The organism is Corynebacterium sp. UMB0012 (assembly GCF_030216265.1).
Taxonomy (GTDB): Bacteria; Actinomycetota; Actinomycetes; order Mycobacteriales; family Mycobacteriaceae; genus Corynebacterium.
The window spans coordinates 18,644-36,106 of sequence record NZ_JASOKQ010000002.1 but is presented as its reverse complement, the minus strand read 5'-3'; the positions used below and the strand labels follow the sequence as shown (position 1 = coordinate 36,106).

Annotated in this window: 18 protein-coding genes; 3 read left to right on the top strand and 15 right to left on the bottom strand. The window is 58.6% G+C overall.

Features of this window, described 5'->3' with window-relative positions; all coding sequences use genetic code 11:
* Nucleotides 1-85 precede the first annotated feature (85 nt).
* Nucleotides 86-1,294: an RIP metalloprotease gene (locus QP324_RS01245; protein WP_284814053.1), complete on the bottom strand. Its 1,209-nt coding sequence runs from the start codon at nt 1,292-1,294 to the stop codon at nt 86-88.
* A gap of 14 nt (nt 1,295-1,308) precedes the next feature.
* Nucleotides 1,309-2,469, bottom strand: coding sequence for a 1-deoxy-D-xylulose-5-phosphate reductoisomerase (gene dxr / locus QP324_RS01240; protein WP_284814050.1), 1,161 nt, complete (start codon nt 2,467-2,469; stop codon nt 1,309-1,311).
* A 132-nt stretch (nt 2,470-2,601) separates the two neighbouring features.
* Here dxr and QP324_RS01235 point away from each other — a divergent pair, with 132 nt between their 5' ends.
* Nucleotides 2,602-3,108 (top strand): DUF2631 domain-containing protein, encoded by a 507-nt coding sequence (locus QP324_RS01235; protein WP_284814048.1) that lies wholly within the window; start codon nt 2,602-2,604, stop codon nt 3,106-3,108.
* Nucleotides 3,109-3,293: 185 nt separating this feature from the next.
* On the opposite strand, the gene QP324_RS01230 is transcribed toward QP324_RS01235, so the two are convergent.
* Genes QP324_RS01230 through rlmN form a run of 3 tightly spaced genes read right to left on the bottom strand, consistent with a single transcriptional unit; the run spans nt 3,294 to nt 6,865 of the window.
* Nucleotides 3,294-4,886: a hypothetical protein gene (locus tag QP324_RS01230; RefSeq protein ID WP_284814046.1), complete on the bottom strand. Its 1,593-nt coding sequence runs from the start codon at nt 4,884-4,886 to the stop codon at nt 3,294-3,296.
* 5 nt (nt 4,887-4,891) lie between these two features.
* Nucleotides 4,892-5,722: an ABC transporter ATP-binding protein gene (locus tag QP324_RS01225; RefSeq protein WP_284814044.1), complete on the bottom strand. Its 831-nt coding sequence runs from the start codon at nt 5,720-5,722 to the stop codon at nt 4,892-4,894.
* A gap of 18 nt (nt 5,723-5,740) precedes the next feature.
* Nucleotides 5,741-6,865, bottom strand: a complete 1,125-nt coding sequence (gene rlmN, locus QP324_RS01220) for a 23S rRNA (adenine(2503)-C(2))-methyltransferase RlmN (RefSeq protein ID WP_005325218.1) — start codon at nt 6,863-6,865, stop codon at nt 5,741-5,743.
* 82 nt (nt 6,866-6,947) lie between these two features.
* Here rlmN and QP324_RS01215 point away from each other — a divergent pair, with 82 nt between their 5' ends.
* The gene (locus tag QP324_RS01215) at nt 6,948-7,355 is read left to right on the top strand and encodes a lipopolysaccharide assembly LapA domain-containing protein (RefSeq protein ID WP_239277448.1); all 408 of its coding nucleotides are present in this window, start codon (nt 6,948-6,950) and stop codon (nt 7,353-7,355) included.
* Nucleotides 7,356-7,438: 83 nt separating this feature from the next.
* Here the strand turns inward: QP324_RS01215 and QP324_RS01210 are convergent, their stop codons facing one another.
* From QP324_RS01210 to rpsB, 5 genes are all read right to left on the bottom strand, one after another.
* Nucleotides 7,439-8,317, bottom strand: coding sequence for a phosphatidate cytidylyltransferase (locus QP324_RS01210; protein WP_284814040.1), 879 nt, complete (start codon nt 8,315-8,317; stop codon nt 7,439-7,441).
* Between the two features lie 148 nt (nt 8,318-8,465).
* Nucleotides 8,466-9,023, bottom strand: a complete 558-nt coding sequence (frr, locus tag QP324_RS01205) for a ribosome recycling factor (RefSeq protein WP_284814038.1) — start codon at nt 9,021-9,023, stop codon at nt 8,466-8,468.
* 71 nt (nt 9,024-9,094) lie between these two features.
* Nucleotides 9,095-9,781, bottom strand: a complete 687-nt coding sequence (pyrH, locus tag QP324_RS01200) for a UMP kinase (protein ID WP_239277749.1) — start codon at nt 9,779-9,781, stop codon at nt 9,095-9,097.
* Between the two features lie 263 nt (nt 9,782-10,044).
* Nucleotides 10,045-10,857 (bottom strand): translation elongation factor Ts, encoded by an 813-nt coding sequence (tsf, locus tag QP324_RS01195; RefSeq protein ID WP_005325225.1) that lies wholly within the window; start codon nt 10,855-10,857, stop codon nt 10,045-10,047.
* Nucleotides 10,858-11,156: 299 nt separating this feature from the next.
* Nucleotides 11,157-11,990 (bottom strand): 30S ribosomal protein S2, encoded by an 834-nt coding sequence (gene rpsB / locus QP324_RS01190; protein WP_005325233.1) that lies wholly within the window; start codon nt 11,988-11,990, stop codon nt 11,157-11,159.
* A 378-nt stretch (nt 11,991-12,368) separates the two neighbouring features.
* Between rpsB and QP324_RS01185 the strand changes: the two genes are divergently transcribed.
* The gene (locus QP324_RS01185) at nt 12,369-12,890 is read left to right on the top strand and encodes a M23 family metallopeptidase (protein ID WP_239277443.1); all 522 of its coding nucleotides are present in this window, start codon (nt 12,369-12,371) and stop codon (nt 12,888-12,890) included.
* Here QP324_RS01185 and QP324_RS01180 read toward each other — a convergent pair.
* The 5 genes from QP324_RS01180 to QP324_RS01160 all read right to left on the bottom strand — a co-directional run bounded on the left by QP324_RS01180 (nt 12,887) and on the right by QP324_RS01160 (nt 17,444).
* Complete coding sequence (locus QP324_RS01180) at nt 12,887-13,804, bottom strand: tyrosine recombinase XerC (protein WP_284814036.1); 918 nt, start codon at nt 13,802-13,804, stop codon at nt 12,887-12,889. The two genes, QP324_RS01185 and QP324_RS01180, sit on opposite strands and share 4 nt — an antisense overlap.
* 35 nt (nt 13,805-13,839) lie before the next feature.
* Nucleotides 13,840-15,021: a DNA-processing protein DprA gene (gene dprA, locus QP324_RS01175; RefSeq protein ID WP_284814034.1), complete on the bottom strand. Its 1,182-nt coding sequence runs from the start codon at nt 15,019-15,021 to the stop codon at nt 13,840-13,842.
* Nucleotides 15,018-16,580, bottom strand: coding sequence for a YifB family Mg chelatase-like AAA ATPase (locus tag QP324_RS01170; protein WP_284814033.1), 1,563 nt, complete (start codon nt 16,578-16,580; stop codon nt 15,018-15,020). Before QP324_RS01170 ends, dprA begins: the two co-directional genes overlap by 4 nt.
* On the bottom strand, nt 16,567-16,965 hold the full coding sequence (locus tag QP324_RS01165) for a YraN family protein (RefSeq protein ID WP_284814032.1): 399 nt from the start codon (nt 16,963-16,965) through the stop codon (nt 16,567-16,569). The genes QP324_RS01170 and QP324_RS01165 overlap by 14 nt, the downstream gene beginning before the upstream one ends.
* 173 nt (nt 16,966-17,138) lie before the next feature.
* Nucleotides 17,139-17,444: a DUF2469 domain-containing protein gene (locus QP324_RS01160; RefSeq protein WP_005325239.1), complete on the bottom strand. Its 306-nt coding sequence runs from the start codon at nt 17,442-17,444 to the stop codon at nt 17,139-17,141.
* Nucleotides 17,445-17,463: the final 19 nt, after the last annotated feature.

Sequence of the window (17,463 nt, the reverse complement as noted above, 5' to 3'; positions counted from 1 at the left end):
TAAATACATACGGTGGGTGATTAACGCCCCCACTCTAGCACTGCTTGCTTTATGCCTGAAGTGCGCGCAGCGGGGGCTGCGGCGGCTAGCCAAATAGCCGTATGGGGTTGACCACATCGGCAACAATGACAATGACACCAACGCCCATTAGCAGCGCGGCCATGACATAGGTCACCGGCATCAACTTGGTGTAATCGGCCGGCCCCAGAGCTGGCTTGCCCGCCAGTTTGCGGATGCCATCGCGCAGCTTTTCATAGATGATGACGGCGATATGTCCGCCGTCGAAAGGCGGTAGCGGAATCAGGTTAAAGAGTGCGAGGAAGAAGTTCAGGGTGGCTAGCATCATAAAGAACATCGACCACAGGGAACGCTCTGCCAATTCGCCGCCCACGCGGGAAGCACCGACGACGGACATCGGGCCATCGGCCTCGCGTTCGTGGCCGAAAATGGAGGCCACCACACCCGGAATTTTGCCCGGGAATTGCTTCAGCCCCTCGACCGTTGCGTCCAGCGAGTAGGTGCTAAAGCGCCAGGTTGCCGGTAGGGCGTCAACGGCGCCGTGCTTTTCGACGACATCGATTAGCTGATTACTCAGTCCGATCGAGCCAGCATCCACCAGCTCGCCGTCTTGGTTCAACCGCTTGACCGTATCGAGGTGGACCGAGAAGTCCCTGTCTTCCCCACCGCGCTCAACCGTCAGCGTGATGGTCTCGCCGGGGCGCTGCATTACCTCATCACGCAGCTGGGTAAAAGAATCCAGCTTCTGACCATCGAGAGCCACAATAATATCGCCCTCCTGCACGCCGGCCTTTCCAGCGGGGCCTTTACCCGTACACGCCTCTAGCTCTTGGTTCGGCTTCTGATTGGCCGAGCACGTCACCTCACCTACGCGCGGGCGCACATCAGCGTCCGGGTTGGGCAGACCAGCCGTCATCGCCACAAAGTAGAGGATGACAAAGCCCAGAATCAGGTTGACACCGATGCCGCCGGCCATCACGATTATGCGCTGCCACCACGGCTTTTTATACATCGCATGGGGCTCTTCTTCCTCGGTGAGGAATTCATCCTGCGCGGTCATACCAGCGATATCGCAAAACCCGCCTACTGGGAAGGCCGCAAGCCCATATTCCGTGTGGCCCTTCCGGAAGGAAAATAGGCGCGGCCCAAAGCCAATAAAATAACGGCGCACGCGCATGCCAAAGGCGCGCGCGGTGAGCATATGGCCTGCTTCGTGCAGCGCTACGGTAAGCCCGATGCCAAGGGCGAAAAACACAATGCCCAGCAAGTTTGCCATGGTGTGAAAGCTTTCTAGTCAGCCAGCGAATCAATCAGCGCATTCGCGCGCCTGCGCGCCTCGCTTTCTACCGCGAGGATTTCATCGAGGCTAGAGACTACACCAGCAAACTCGGATGCGGAATCAAGGATCGTGCCCACGACGTCCACGATCTCCGGGAAATGGATGCGTCCGGACAAGAACGCGGCCGCCGCCTCCTCATTGGCGGCGTTATAGATGACCCCTGTTCCCTCGGCCGCGGCCCGGCGGGCGAGGTTGACGGCGGGAAAGGCGGCATCGTCAAGCGGCTCAAAACGCCAGTCATGCGCCTGCGCAAAGTCCAAGGCCGGCTGGGCGCCTGGTACGCGGTGCGGCCAGTTCAGCGCCAGCGAAATGGGCAGCTTCATTGACGGCGGCGAGACCTGAGCAATTGTGCAGCCGTCTTTGAAGGTGGCCATGGAGTGAATGATGGACTGCGGGTGCACGGTGACGTCGATGCGCTCCGGGGCGATGCCAAAGAGCAGGGTGGCTTCAATCAGCTCCAGGCCCTTATTAAGGAGGGTGGCAGAGTTGAGGGTATTCATCTGCCCCATGGACCAGGTAGGGTGCTGCGCTGCCTGCTCAGGGGTCACGTCCCACATCTCTTCGCGCGACCAACCGCGGAAGGGGCCGCCAGAGGCGGTAAGGACGAGCTTATCCAGCTCCTCCTCCTCGCCGGCGCGCAAGCACTGCGCCATGGCGGAATGTTCCGAGTCAACAGGGATAATCTGGCCAGGGCGCGCCTTCTGCGTAACCAGCGTGCCACCCGCGACGAGGGATTCCTTATTGGCCAAGGCTAAGTACTCGCCCATTTCCAGTGTGGCCACGGTGGCCTTGAGCCCCAAAGACCCCACCAAGGCATTGAGTACCGTATCGGCCGGGGCCGAGCGCACTAGGTGCTCTGCAGCGTCGGCGCCACTCAAAACCGAACCGCCTAAAGCGGCCGACACCTCGGCGGCGGCGGCCTCGTTGGCCACAGCAACGTGGTCAAACGAAAGGTTGAGGCTACGGGCTTGTTCGATGATGAGCTGCGGGTTGGAGCCACCCGCAGCGATTCCCACGACGTCGAATTTATCGGGATTATCCGCAATGACTTCCAGAGCTTGCGTGCCGATTGAACCGGTGGAACCAAGAATGAGTATTCGCTGAGTAGTCACGCCTCCACCCTAGCGCCCACTACCATTGGGCGTGCGCGGCAGGTACGCCGCACTGCGACGGGGGTGTTTAATCGCCATCTCAGGTGCGATGTTTTAGAATGTGTAGCAGACAAATGGCATTGGTGTGCCCGCATGCCCATCGCGCAGACGGACACACGCAGAAGCGAAGGAGAGCAAGTGTCTTCCCACAAGCCGGTACCGCAGGTATTTGACGGTGTTTCTACTGAGGACGTTCCATCCGCAGGATTCGGTTGGTCCCGCATCAGCCGCTCTGGCGTGCAGATCGCTGGTTGGATCTCTGTCCTGTTCCTGCTTGCCTACAACTTTGGTAACCACAAGGGCCACGTTGAGACCATCTGGCTCATTGCCTTGGCTATCTTGATCGCCGTTGGCCTGCTCATCCACGCTTTCCAGCCTAAGTTGCACCAGGTTCGCACCGTGACCGCCCGTAACCAGCCGGTGGGCCACCAGGAGCCGGACTGGGTCTACGACCAGAAGACCAACACCGGTGTATACGCCGAGCTGACCGATTCCCAGCTGCGCGCGCTCAACATTGAGCCTTCCCGCGTTTCTCACCTGCGCGTTGAGCCAGGCACCAACAACGCCACCCCGGTTACCTCCGGCAAGCACACGCTCTAAGCTTTTAGTACGCTTTAGCTACCGCCGCCCTTCCCTGCGAAGGCCGGCGGTTTCTTTATGCCTCCGCTTGGCGACGCCCCCCTACTCACCAACGCAGTCTGTCGTTGAGGCTCCACTCCCAGCCCCACGGACCCAATCGCGCCCTGGGAGGGCAGCGATGCGGCCACTGTCGCGGGGCCGGAGGATTAAGACACCCAGTGCCCCACCTTGGCGTAAATCTCAGGCAAGGAGTTGTCCACACGTTTGCCGCTTACCCGGAGGGCGACGATATAACACGCAACGGGAACCGCAACGACGAGGATAAACCCCAGCACAACCAGCGCCATATTCGAGCCGTAGCCGATGGCCATTGGAATGACGCCAGGGATAATCGGCGTCCAGCCAATAAACAAACTCAAAATGGCGCTTAAAAAGGCACTGGCCGAGTAGCCGGATTTATCCGCCCACATACTGCCACCGGGCCGCGCGGTGGCAAAGGGATTATAAGTGGAAAGCAGCAATGACAATCCCGCAGAAGAAATGAAAATTCCCAGTGCTACCACCATCAAGCACCCCGTGAGCGCTTTGTCGGCACTCACCGCGAAAAGCACCGCCGCCGAGAGGACGAAGATTGTGACTGTGGGCGCCAAGTGCGCCCAGTGCCGCGCGTAGAGAAACGTGCGCGGACGAACTGGTGCGACCATCTTTACCCACAGGCTTGGACCGTCATAACCAAAATCATTTGTGGCTACAATTCCGCCGAAGAGTCCCAGAAATAGCACTCCTATAGAAGGCATGACGGAATCAGTAGTAAAGCCTTGAATGATAAAGACGATTGCCAGAATCGGCTGCATGATGATGGTTCCAATAAGGCGGGAGTCACGGAAGATGTAGCGCAACGAGCGCGTAAATTCCATCGCAGCTGGTCCGCGATAGGAAAAGGAGCCCAAGGAAAAGCGGTTAATCCCTTTGGCCTTTTCGCGGCGTTGGTGCGCCGGAGACAAGAGTGTGCGGCGCTCGAATTGCAAGCGCAGCAACCGGTGCCACGCCCACACGGCTGCGCCCAGCGACACCGCGGCGATGAGGACCTGTGCTAGTGCCACCGCCAGTTGGCCTTGGGCGAGCGCGAGCGCCCAGCCCACCGGTGCGCCTACGGGCGTCCACGCCAGCCCCTCGCCCACCGTTCCCAATGGGAAGTCAGAGCCAGCGAGGGAAGCAAGCCGATTAGAACCAAAGATGAGCAAGAACACCGCCAGCGCACCCAAAACTTTGAGGGTGGTCGAGCTTAGCTCCGCGACAGTAACCCCAGCATAGACCGCGAGATCTACTAAGACCAGCGTCAGAACTAGGGAAAAGAGCATGCCTAGGCAGAAGGGCACGATGAACAATGCCTTACCATTGGCCGCCAAGATCACGCTTCCCGCCACCGCGTAGGCGATGGAGAGCAGGACAGATACAGGTGCTCGCAGATTGAGTACTGAGGCAATAGCTAGTGCCGGTGTGATGTCTTTTAACCGCACCGGCAACGCGGAAAGCTCACGGGCAGAAAGCTGATTCTCCCCGCTGGGCATGATGAGGGTGATAACGATAAAGGCAAGCGTGCCTACAGCAGGGGCCACGGTAAGGGCTTGCACGTTCCCAGTTCCAATGGAGATATCTGCCGCAGCAAGAGCGCCCAGCGACGCAAGGCCGATAAGACCGTAGAGCAAGAGGCAGATAGGGATCATGACCGCCGCGGCATTCGCTTTGAGATTGCGGACCCACAGTGTGCGGTGCAGCTTGAGGAGCGTCGAAGTCATTGCGCCTACGCCTCCCCTTCCCCGCGCTGCGGATCGCCGCCTCCACGGCGCAGCCAATCGAAAGAGTCCGCGTCAAAGTCACTCCCACCGGCAAAGTGGATGAAGGCATCCGTCAGGCTACCGCCCTGGCGCACCTCCTCCACATGGCCAGCAGATAGCACCTGTCCTCCCGCGATAATGGCTACGTGGTCACACAAGCCTTCTACCAATTGCATGACGTGTGAAGACAGGATTACGGTGCCACCGCGGGCGGCATAGGCGCGCAAGAGCTCCTGAATGAGCTGGCCGGAGACTGGGTCCACCGCTTCCAAAGGCTCGTCGAGGATCACTACCTCTGGGTTATGCAGGAGCGCACCTGCCAAAAGGATCTTCTTAGTCATGCCGGCGGAATAGTCCGCGATGGGTTTATCGGCGGCGTCGGCAAGCTGCAGGGCATCCAGCAGCTGTGCGCTGCGGCGCTCCACCTCGGCTTGGTTCATGCTGCGCAAAGCGCCGAGATAAAACAGGTACTCTGGGCCCGATAAACGGTCAAAGACGGGAGCACCATCAATGAGCAGGCCCATGGCCGCCTTGGCCGCAATCGGTTCCTGCCACGTATTGTGCCCAGCGATAAAGGCCTCGCCGCTATCCGGGCGCAGCAGGCCGCATGCCATGGTAAGCATGGTGGTTTTGCCGGCGCCATTAGGGCCGACGATGCCATAAATAGAGCCCCGCGGAATGTCGAGGCTCAAATTCGACACCGCGGGGCGCCCAGCGAAAGATTTATTCAGACCGCGCACAGCAAAGGCCTGCGCGGTGGGGTCATCTGCAAGCGGCGGATAATTCGGAATAATCATATCCGCCAATCTTATCAGTTAGGCGGACTTATCTTCCCGTTCATCCGCTGCGAGCTGACCACAAGCTGCCGCAATCTCATCGCCCTTTGTATCGCGCACCGTGCAAGGAACGCCTTGGGCCTGTACGCGGCGCACGAACTCGTCTTGGCGGTCCTGCGGAGCTGCATCCCACTCCGAGCCCGGCGTGGGGTTCAGCGGAATGACATTGACGTGAACCTTGGAGCCCAGCTTCTGATGCAGCTTGCGGCCCAGCATATCCGCGCGGAAATCCTGGTCATTCTTATCGCGAATCAGAGCATACTCAATGGACACGCGGCGAGCAGACTTATCCGCGTAATAGCGCGCAGCATCGAGCACCTCATCGACGGACCAACGGTTATTGACTGGCACGAGACCATCGCGCAGCTCATCATCCGGAGTGTGCAAGGAAACGGCGAGCGTGCAGGCCAAATCTTCGTCCGCCAGCTTACGGATTGCCGGTGCCAAGCCCACGGTAGACACGGTCACGTTGCGCTGGGAAAGACCAAAGCCGGCACCATCCTGGCCAGTAATCTGTCGCACGGCCTGCACCACGCGCTTATAGTTGGCCAGTGGCTCACCCATGCCCATGAAAACTACGTTGGACAGGCGGCCGCCTTCTGCTGCCATTGCAGCTGCAGCATGGCGGAACTGCTCAACAATCTCACCCGTAGACAAATTGCGGTCCAGACCGCCCTGGCCGGTAGCGCAGAACGGGCAGGCCATACCGCAGCCGGCCTGGGAAGAAATACACAACGTAGCGCGCCCTGGGTAGCGCATCAGAACCGACTCCAGCAGCGTGCCATCATGCAAACGCCACAGGGACTTAGTGGTCTCGCCGTCATCCGTGGAAGTAGTCCGGATAGGCTGCATTAGCTCAGGGAAGAAAGCTTCCTTGACTGCTTCGCGCTTGCCGGCGGGGATATCGGTCATATCCTCTACATTGTCGGTATAGTGCTCGTAATAGTGCTTAGCCAGCTGCTTTGCGCGGAATTTAGGCAGGCCAATTTCTGCGAGCTTGTCAATACGCTCGGTTTCGGTCAGGTCCGCGAAGTGCTTAGGGGGAAGTCCGCGGCGCGGGGCGGAGAAGTTAAGTTTCACTGGTTGAGCCATAGTGTTGCCCATCTTTCCACGGTCTGCGTGGGTTTTTCCAATTGAAAGCCATGCCAAGTGGCATAATCGACAGGTTTAAAGAAATAATGGATGCATGACAAATCCGAATTACCCCGCAGATGACTTTTCTTCTTCCGACGCAGACCTCTCCTCGACGGAGATGAACACTTCTGCACCGGAGACCGGTTCTAGCCTAGAGCCAACGGTCTCTGACTCTACTTCTCACTCCACCCAGCCTTCCGGCAAGGCAAAGGGATCTTTCGCAGCCAGCACGTGGATCGCGCTCATTGTAGGTTTCCTGCTGCTGATTGTTCTCATCGTTTTCATCATGCAAAACCAGCACGCGGTTCCCATGAACTTCCTAGGCTGGTCCGGTGAGTTCCCTGCCGGAATTGCTTTCCTCATCTTCGCCATTGGCGGAGCGCTCATCATGGCACTGGTGGGTGGCTGGCGTATGTTTGAGTTGCGCCGCCAACTTCGCAAGCAGGCTCAGCAGGTATAGGTCTTAAAAGCCGCCTCTCCCCCCTGTCCTGCCTACTTAGGAAAGACTATTGGGGAGAGGCGGCTTTTGCGTACCCGCTGTTCCTATGGTGTGAACGTTGCCAGGAAGCTAATGGCCACCCAGGTAACCATGGCGGAAGGCAGCATGCCATCCAGGCGGTCCATCAGTCCACCATGGCCTGGCAGCAAGGCCGACATATCCTTGATTCCGAGCTCACGCTTAAACTGTGATTCCACTAAGTCGCCCAAGGTGGCACAAATGACAAGGCCAAGCCCCATTAGGCCGCCCACCCAGGCATCGTGATGGAGCAGGAACTTCACGGTAAGCGCGCCGGTGACCATGCCAAAAAGGATGGACCCGGCAAAGCCCTCCCACGATTTCTTGGGGCTTACTGCAGGGGCCATGGGATGCGAGCCAAACATCACTCCGGCGATATAGCCACCAGTATCGGAGGCCACCACGCACAACATGAAGACGACGATGGAAGCGGCACCACTGGCAAACGGGGTCGACACCAGCGACAGCATTGCTGCGAAGGTGGCAAAAAGCGGAATCCACGTTAGGACAAAAATGCCGACGGACATATCACGCAGGTAGTTAATGGGTGGGCGATGGCGACCATTATGGAAGAGGCGACCAAACATAAGCGCCAGCACAGCGGTGACATAGACCGCGACAAGGCCGGGCGCGCCCAGTGGCCACGAGATCCACACCATGGCTTGGCCCAAAACAATGAGCAGTGTGCGCGGAATATAGTAGGAATGCTCCCGCAGGCGGCTGAGCACCTCCCACATGGCAACGCCAACTGCAAGGGCCACGACCGCGTACCACGCGAGTGGTCCGGCCCATACGGCGAGCACGACAAGTGCGCCGAGGCCTACGCCAACGCCGATAGCAGCCGGCAAATCGCGGCCTGCACCATTCTTCGGCTGAGGCAATCGGCGGTTAATGGCGTCACTCACCGTGTCCGGCTCCTTTCACTGCTTCTTTCGCGCCCCTCGCTGACTTCTACTGCTCGACCTCCGCTACTCCTAACTTCGGAGCTGTAGGCCGCGGAACAGAAAAAGCGCCGCCGGCCGGGGACGGGCACGGCGGCAATGACGGGAGGTCTTAGACCTCCATCAGCTCGTTTTCCTTATTATCTACCAGCTTATCCACCTGCTCGATGTAGCCGGAAGTAATCTTTTCCATTTCCTTTTCCGCTGCGATGACCTCGTCCTCGCCGGCGTCGCCGTCCTTCTGCAGCTTCTTCAACTGCTCCATGGCCTTGCGGCGAATATTACGGATAGCAATCTTGCCGTCCTCGCCCTTGCTCTTGGCCAGCTTCACCATTTCTTTACGACGCTCCTCCGTCAGCTGCGGAACGGTCACGCGCAGAACCTGACCATCGTTGGTGGGATTCACGCCCAAGTCCGAGTTGCGGATGGAGTTTTCAATCTCATGAATCATGGACTGCTCATAAGGCTTGATGAGCAGCATGCGCGGCTCCGGTACGGAAATGGTAGCCATCTGGGTAATTGGGGTAGGTACACCGTAGTATTCGGCTACCAAGCCGTTGAACATGGTGGGGTTCGCGCGGCCGGTACGAATGGTCACCAGCTGCTCGCGGGTGTGCTCGACGGAAGCGGTCATGTGCTCTTCTGCTTCGAGCTGAATCTCATCGATCATGAGGTTAAATCATCCTTAAACGAATAGGGGTGGCTGTATAAAAAGGTAGCAGGTTCGCAGCCCTTACAGTATTAGGACTGCACCAGCGTGCCGATAACTTCGCCTCCTGCGGCACGGGCGATATTGCCCTCCTCCAGCAGGTTAAAGACCAAAATTGGCATATCATTGTCCATGCACAGGCTAAACGCCGTAGCATCTGCAACCTTAAGGCCCTTTTCAATGACCTCACGCGGAGTGATTTCAGAGTACAGTTCCGCATCCGGGTTGGTACGTGGGTCATCGGAGTAGACGCCGTCGACTGCCTTGGCCAAGAAAAGAACCTCGGCGCCAATTTCCAGGGCACGCTGCGCGGCAGTGGTATCCGTGGAGAAGTACGGCATGCCCATGCCGGCGCCAAAGATAACCACGCGACCCTTTTCAAGGTGACGCTCAGCGCGCAGCGGCAGGTACGGCTCGGCAATCTGCGCCATGTTGATGGATGTCTGCACGCGGCAGTCCACGCCTTGCTGCTTGAGGAAATCCTGTAGTGCGAGGGAATTCATTACCGTACCCAGCATGCCCATGTAGTCCGAGCGAGCACGATCCATGCCGCGCTGGGAGAGTTCTGCGCCGCGGAAGAAGTTTCCGCCACCGATAACCACTGCAATCTCGATTCCCTGACGGGAAACCTCGGCGATCTGGCGGGCTACGTTTTCAACCACATCTGGGTCGATGCCGACCTTGCCGCCGCCGAACATCTCACCGCCCAGCTTCAGCATTACTCGCTTGTATCCGGTTCGCTTAATATCTGCAGCAGTCACGCCTACTTCGTCTCCTTAACGCGGGGCAGTTTCAATCTCCGCCCTATCTTACCCATATATCTTTCGCTTCCTCACACCGCCCGCCGGTGCAGGCCACTAGGCAATTGCTACGTGCCGGGCCCACCTAGGGACAGTCAAGCCGCACTAATCGTCACGGTGAGCGCACAACAAAACCCACGAAGGGTCATCCTTCGTGGGCTAAGTGTTAAAGCGGGGTAGGCTTAAGCGCCAACCTCGTAGCGAACGAAGCCGGTGATGGTGGTGCCAGCTTCTTCAGCAACCTGCTTTACGGTCTTCTTGTTATCAGACAGGGAAGCCTGCTCCAGCAGAACGATGGACTTGAAGAAGCCGTTCAGGCGGCCTTCCACGATCTTCGGCAGGGCTGCCTCTGGCTTGCCCTCCTCACGAGTGGTGGCCTCAGCGATCTCGCGCTCCTTCTCGACGATCTCTGCAGGAACGTCCTCGCGGGTGAGGTACTCAGCGTTCATTGCAGCAATCTGCAGGGCTGCAGCGTGAGCGCCTTCCTCGCTGCCCTCGTAGGAAACCAGAACGCCCACTGCCGGCGGCAGGTCAGCGGAACGCTGGTGCAGGTAAACGGCAACGTTGTCGCCCTCTACGGTAACTGCACGGCGTGCCTGCAGCTTCTCACCGGTCTTTGCAGACTCCTCGTCCACGACCTCGGAGACCTTCTTGCCGTCGATCTCAATGTTGTTGAGCTCGTCAGCGGAGTTTGCCTTGGCCTCAGCAGCAGCGTCAGCAATCTTGGCTGCGAAGGTCTTGAAAGCCTCGTTCTTAGCAACGAAGTCGGTCTCACAGTTGATCTCGACCATGGTGTTGCCGGAAACGGCGATGAGACCCTCGGTAGCCTCACGGTCAGCGCGCTTGGAGACGTTCTTAGCGCCCTTAATGCGCAGGTACTCAACGGCCTTGTCGTAGTCGCCGTTGGACTCTTCCAGAGCCTTCTTGCAATCGAGCATGCCGGAGCCGGTAGCTTCGCGCAGTGCCTTGACGTCTGCAGCAGTGTAGTTCGCCATAGTTGGGGCGATCCTCCTTGAAAATCAAACAGTGTTCGTTCAAACAGCGTAGTCGACGCGGTGAAATCGCGCCGCTTTAGGGTGGCAGAAACCACCCCTTTCCCACCTATGCATGAAAGTGGAGCTGGTTTCAGCAGCCCCCAGCATAGATAAAACCAACCCCCGCCGCCGTTAAAGCACGGTGGCGGGGGTTGGTAAACAGCCTTGGGCAGGAATTACTCTCTTGCTGCCCCACACCAAAAGTGCGTGGGGTATTCAGTTAAACGCAGGTAAGGAAGATTCCTAGCGAGAAGTTAAGACTACTTCTCGGCCTTGTCTGCGGATGCTTCCTCAGACTTTTCCGCGGAGGCCGGGTCGGAAGCTGCGGCAGCTGCCTCAGCGTCACGCTTTTCCTTCTCAGCGGAGTCGCCGGCAGCTTCCTTAGCTGCAGCCAGCTGACGCTCCTCACGAGCCTTCTTGCCTTCCTCAACAGCGGAGGCAACGATGCCGGAGAGCAGCTTGGTGGAGCGGATGGCGTCGTCGTTGCCCGGGATCGGGAAGTCAACGTCGTCCGGGTCGCAGTTGGTGTCCAGGATGGCAACAACCGGGATGTTCAGCTTGTGAGCTTCCTTGACCGCGATGTGCTCCTTGTTGGTATCAACAATCCACAGTGCGGACGGGGTCTTGGCCATATCGGAGATGCCACCCAGAACGCGCTCAAGCTTGGCGCGCTCACGGTTGAGCATGAGAACTTCCTTCTTGGTGCGGCCCTTGTAGCCGTCCTCACGCTCATCCATTGCCTGAAGCTCCTTCATGCGCTTCAGACGCTTGGAAACGGTCTGGAAGTTGGTGAGCATGCCGCCCAACCAGCGGTGGTTGACGTAAGGCATACCGACGCGGGTTGCTTCCTCAGCAACTGCTTCCTGAGCCTGCTTCTTGGTACCAACGAACAGGATGGTGCCGCCGTGTGCAACGGTTTCCTTGACGAACTCGTAAGCCTCGTCAATGTAGGTCAGCGTCTGCTGCAGGTCGATGATGTAGATGCCGTTACGGTCAGTGAAGATGAAACGACGCATCTTCGGATTCCAGCGACGGGTCTGGTGGCCAAAGTGCACACCAGCGTCGAGGAGCTCGCGCATGGTTACAACTGCCATGATTCGCTCGCTTTCTTTTATCTTGTCTTTCGGTTTTCCAATTGTGCGGTGTTTTATTCCGCACCCTAGCAACGAAGGCCCCGCTGACACCTTGTTTCCAAGGACCACGTCAACCGTCAGGCTGTCTCTTCCTTCCAGCAGGAAGCGACAACTTCGCCGCGCGTAGTCAATGCCTCCACGAGGTGGACACACTGCTGCCACAAAGAATAATCCCCTTACGCTGGTTTTTCCAAACCGAAGTCAGCTTATCCACAACTTCGCCGCAGCCACTTTGCCTCAATCGTCACAATCGACTCAATCACATCATGCAACCCAAGTTGTCCACAACTAAAGGAGAACTCACTTCCCAACCGCTTGCCTCCGGCGGACACTGTGCCCATGAATCAGTTTCTTTCCTCCTCCACATTTCCCGCTTGCCGACGCCCCGCCTTCCTCCCCGCCGCTTTCCTCACCCTTCTTTCGCTTCTTATTCTGTGTTGCCCACCGGCCACAGCCTATGTCGACCCCGCCTCCGGCAAACCTAGCCCAGCGCGGGTACTGCGTGGATTCGATGCCCCCGAACAAAAGTGGAGCCCTGGCCACCGCGGCGTCGACATGGCCCTATCGGTGGGCTCGCCGGTGGTAGCCGCCGAAGACGGCAAGGTCGCCTTTGTGGGCACGGTTGCTGGCAAACCAGTTGTCTCCATAGCCCACGCGGATGGAGTGAGAACGACGTATCAGCCCGTGCACGGCTCCGTAAAGCAGGGCCAAGAAGTCCGCGAGGGCCAAGTTATTGGCCGTTTAGGCAATCCCGTCGATGGCTACCCCGGACTGCACTGGGGCGCACTTATCGCAAAAGATTCCTACATCGATCCTTTAACCCTGCTGGACATGCCGGTGATTCGACTCAAACCGCTTTAGGCTCGGGGATGGGCTTGATCGTATACGCGCTGCAAGCGCTGCGCGGACACGTGGGTATAAATCTGCGTGGTATTAAGCGAGGAGTGCCCCAGCAGTTCTTGCACTACGCGCAAATCCGCCCCGCCTTCCAATAGGTGGGTCGCGGCAGAGTGGCGCACCCCGTGCGGGGTAAGCCCCTGTGTACCAGTGACTTTGGCGGCCTTTTCTACAATGCGGCGCACCTGGCGTTGATCGATGCGCCCTCCCCTGCTGCCAACAAAAACTGCTTCAGTATCGGCCGCAGCGATTTCTCCACGGCCTTTGTCAATCCACTGCTTTATGGCGTCTTCCGCTGCGTGCCCGAAAGGCACTACACGCTGCTTATTGCCCTTACCGGTGACGTGCAAGGTACCGCGTTGAAAATCAATATCCCCTAGATCTAGCCGGACCAACTCCGCCACGCGCATACCGGAGGCATAGAGCAACTCCAGGATGGCACTATCGCGAAGGAAGTGGACTTCATCGGCAGAGACCGCATTGCCCATAAGCTCGCCGGCCTGCTCAGGAGCGAGAACCGTGGGAAGGTGACGCCCCACTTTGGGCGTAACTAGGCGGGCAGCAACGTCTCGCTTCAGGTGCCCTTCGCGCACTGCCCAAGTAGAAAAACCCTTCGCTGCCGCGGTGCGCCGTGCCAGGGTGGAACGCGACTTTCCTTCCGCAACAGCCTCTGCCAACCATTGGCGCAGGCTGTTGAGGTCAAACTCCGCGAAGGTAGGCACGCTGCGTGCAAGGTCGCGCAAGTCGGAGCGATACCCGCGCACCGTCGCTTCTGCGCGGCCTTTGACATGTAGTTGGAAATCCGCGAAGTCCTCAATGGCCTCAGCCATCTGCCCCTCAACTTTCGGAGACTTCGCGGACTTTCCATCTTCACTCATGCCACAGCAGTGTACTCGCCCTACGCAGGTGCCATTTATTCCGTTTCCCGGCGCGCCCAGGTATTGCCATGCCGGACGACAACGCGCATCTTTTCCAGTGCCAGTAGTAAGTGAACTGTCAGCGGTAATCGGAATCCTGCTTCGCGGGCAATGTCTTCTGCCGTTGCTTTCTCCTGTCCTAGCGGTGGCGTCGCGTCAAAGACGCGCAACTCATTGCGGGAGAGGCGTTGGGTCATGGTTGCCGCAAAATTGATTTCGTACTGTGCGCCTGGGTCTACTTCCCCGGCGCGACTTACTAAGGCGCGAATTTCATCAGCACTGGTAACCAACTGTGCGCGGCCTTCTTGAATGCGCTGGTGGCAGCCCAACGAACCGCTGGTAGTTATCGGCCCCGGCACCGCCATCGCAACTCGCCCAAGCGCTTCTGCCCAGTTGAGGGTGTTCAACGCGCCAGATCGAAATGCCGCCTCCATAACTACGGTACCGTGACTCAATGCTGCCACTAAGCGATTGCGCGTTAAGAACCGGTGGCGCTTCGGCGCGGTTTCCGGCGCGAATTCAGAGATGATGCAACCATTGTCCGCAATCTTAGCGAATAAGTTGGCATTGCGGGCTGGGTAATCCCTATCGATGCCACACGCTGCTATGGCTACCGTGCGCCCGTTGTTGTGCAACGCTGTTTCGTGCGCGACGGTATCCACTCCCAGCGCGCCGCCGGATATTGGAGTCCATTCATGCTGAACCAATCCGGACACGACGTTGTGGGTGGCCTGCCAGCCATAGCGAGAAATGGCACGAGTACCGACGATGGCCACAGCTTGAGCAACCTCTGCCTGCAATGGCGCACCGCGCACCCACAGGCTATGTGGTGGCAATGCTTGGTCATCAAAAGTAGCTGGGGCCTCCCCGCCGTGCTGATAGAAGCCGAATGCAGAGTCAAACTCCTCTGTGGGCCACTCTGGGCTTTCTGCCGTAATGAGCCGAGCCCCGACCCTTTCGGCTGCCGCCATATCTTCGGCCTGCCGCAACCAGTCATAGCGGGAGGCCGTGCGCGCCAAAAGCGGGCCAATCCAGTCGGCGCGATTGTAGATTCCGTGGGCGATTTCCTCAGCTGGGTATTGCGTAAGCAGGGCCTGCAAAGCAGCAGAGGGGCCTTCCACCACTCGATTGAGGTATACCCAGGTCACATACGAGGAAGAGAGATCAAGGTCGCTCATGCTGCGAGCCTCCCGACGTTTATTGAGCCGCGCAGATCGAGCGCGCGCCCCACTTCGTCCAGGTCCGGCTGTGCCTTTCCTGCTAGATCGGCCAGAGTCCAGGAGAGTTTCAATACGCGGTCCACTCCGCGCTGGGATATTTCACCTTCAGCCAAGTAGGCAGACAACATGACCATCGCAGCCTCTGCAGCGGGTCTCTTTCGGCGCAAATAGGACGAAGGAACTTCCCCATTGGTGCGTGCGGTGATGCCATCCGCCCACCAGCGTGCGGCGGCGCGCTCACGGGCAGCGGCGACGCGCTCGGCGATGACTGCGGATTCCTCTTCACCGTCCGCGTTAATTGTTGCCGCCTGCCCGCTTAAGGTGACCACCATATCCAGACGGTCTCGCAACGGTCCGGAAAGATTGGAGAGGTAGTTCATTCGTTCATGGGGGTTGCATCTGCACTTAGACGGGTCTTCGGCCGCACACCTGCACGGGTTTGCCGCCATGACCAATTGGAAGCGAGCAGGATACGTAACCTCGCGGCGCGAGCGCGCCAACCGCACCTGTCCTTCCTCCAACGGTGCACGCAGACCATCGAGTACCGGCGCGGCTACTTCACTGGCCTCGTCAAGAAAGAGCACACCATTGTGAGCCAAGCTCACCGCACCAGGGCGCGGATGTCCAGAACCGCCACCAAGAAGTGCAGCCCGAGTTACCGAGGCATGCGGGGCGATGAACGGGGCGCGCTCGATGACCTCACCTGGGGTTCCGGTAAGCGAATGAATTGCGGTGGTTTCGACCTGCTGGTCCGGGGTAAGTGTAGGCAGGATGGTGGGCAGGCGTGAGGCGATCATGGACTTTCCTGATCCTGGCGGCCCAATCATCATCAAGTGATGGCCTCCAGCTGCAGCAACCTCGGCAGCCCATTTGGCATTAGCTTGGCCAGCGATATCGCTAAAGTCGAGTCGCGACGCCGCCGCAGGCGCGGGGCTGAGCGACCCCGAAAAGCTTCCAGCCTGCGGCAGCCCACGGTTTCCGCAGGCCCATCCGAAAGCTTCCTTCAAAGACGACGCAACCAGTACGTCCATGTCCGGCACCAATGTCGCCTCGGCGGCATTGCCAGGCGGAACAAGGAGAGTTGTTATTCCTTGTTCCCGTGCGGCAAGGAGGGCAGGGATGATGCCCGCTACAGGCCGAACGGAGCCGTCGAGGCCGAGCTCGCCTAGGACCAAGGTGCGCTGGAGACGTTGGGCGGGCGAGGGAGTACTGCCATAAGACGGGAAGTCGGCCTCCGCCTGGGCCGCCAGAATCGCAAGCGCTATGGGTAGGTCAAAGTGGGACCCGGATTTGGGAAGCGACGCCGGGGACATGGAGACAACCACTTTCGTCTTGGGCCAGGGCAGATGGGAGTTAAAGGCTGCGGTCTTGATTCGGTCCCGAGATTCGGAAATTGCGGTATCCGTCTGGCCTACAACGTGAATGCCCGGCAGTCCGTGACCGACGTTCGCTTCCACGTCAACCAACTGGGCTAAGACTCCGTTGAGGGACATGGTCAAACAATTACCTAGAGCCATCTTCAACCCCCTTGAAGTGTTCCAGCGCAAACCCCTGCCCGCGCGCGACCAAGGCAATAACGTCGAATCGCACCTCAGATAGTGGCTTTCCATCAAGCCACTGCGCCGCGGCTTTACGCAGTCGCGCGAGCTTCTGCGGGGTTACGGCCTCAGCTACCCCGTAGCTAGAATTGGCGCGGGTCTTAACTTCAACGAAGACGATGGTTCCGTCTGACTCCCGGGCGATGAGGTCGATTTCTCCCACCCGATAAGTGACGTTGGCAGCAATTATTTCTGCCCCGCGTTCGCGCAGATAGCGCGCTGCGAAGGCCTCTCCCCTTTTTCCTAAGACTTGTTTATGACGGGGCTTCTTCGTGGCCAAGCGGTGTTCTGAACTAATGTGCATTGCGGTTTATCCTTGTGCGTCGAGAAATTCATTGGCTAGCACAGGACACCGCAGGTGAAAGGGCCTACACAAGGGACACAAAAGCAAAAAAGACCCGAGCTGTGGATAACTACGCTCTGCAGCGCTGTTATCCACAGCTAGGGTGCGGCACGTTGTGCGCCAGCTTGACAAAGTTATTCCGGCATCATGAATTCCGGCTTATCCAGCTCCTCGATGTTTACGTCCTTGTAGGTGATAACGCGGACGTAGCGCACAAAGCGCGCGGAGCGGTACATATCCCATACCCAAGCATCAGACATGCGCACCTCGTAGTAGACATCAGGCCCAGAGGTATGCGGAATGAGCTCTACCGCATTAGCCAGATAAAAGCGCCGCTCAGTTTCAACGACATAGGAAAACTGGCTGACAACGTCCCGGTACTCGCGGTAGAGGGACAGCTCTACCTCAGCCTCGTAGTTATCGAGTTCCTCTGCACTCACGGTGGACCTCCAGGTTGTG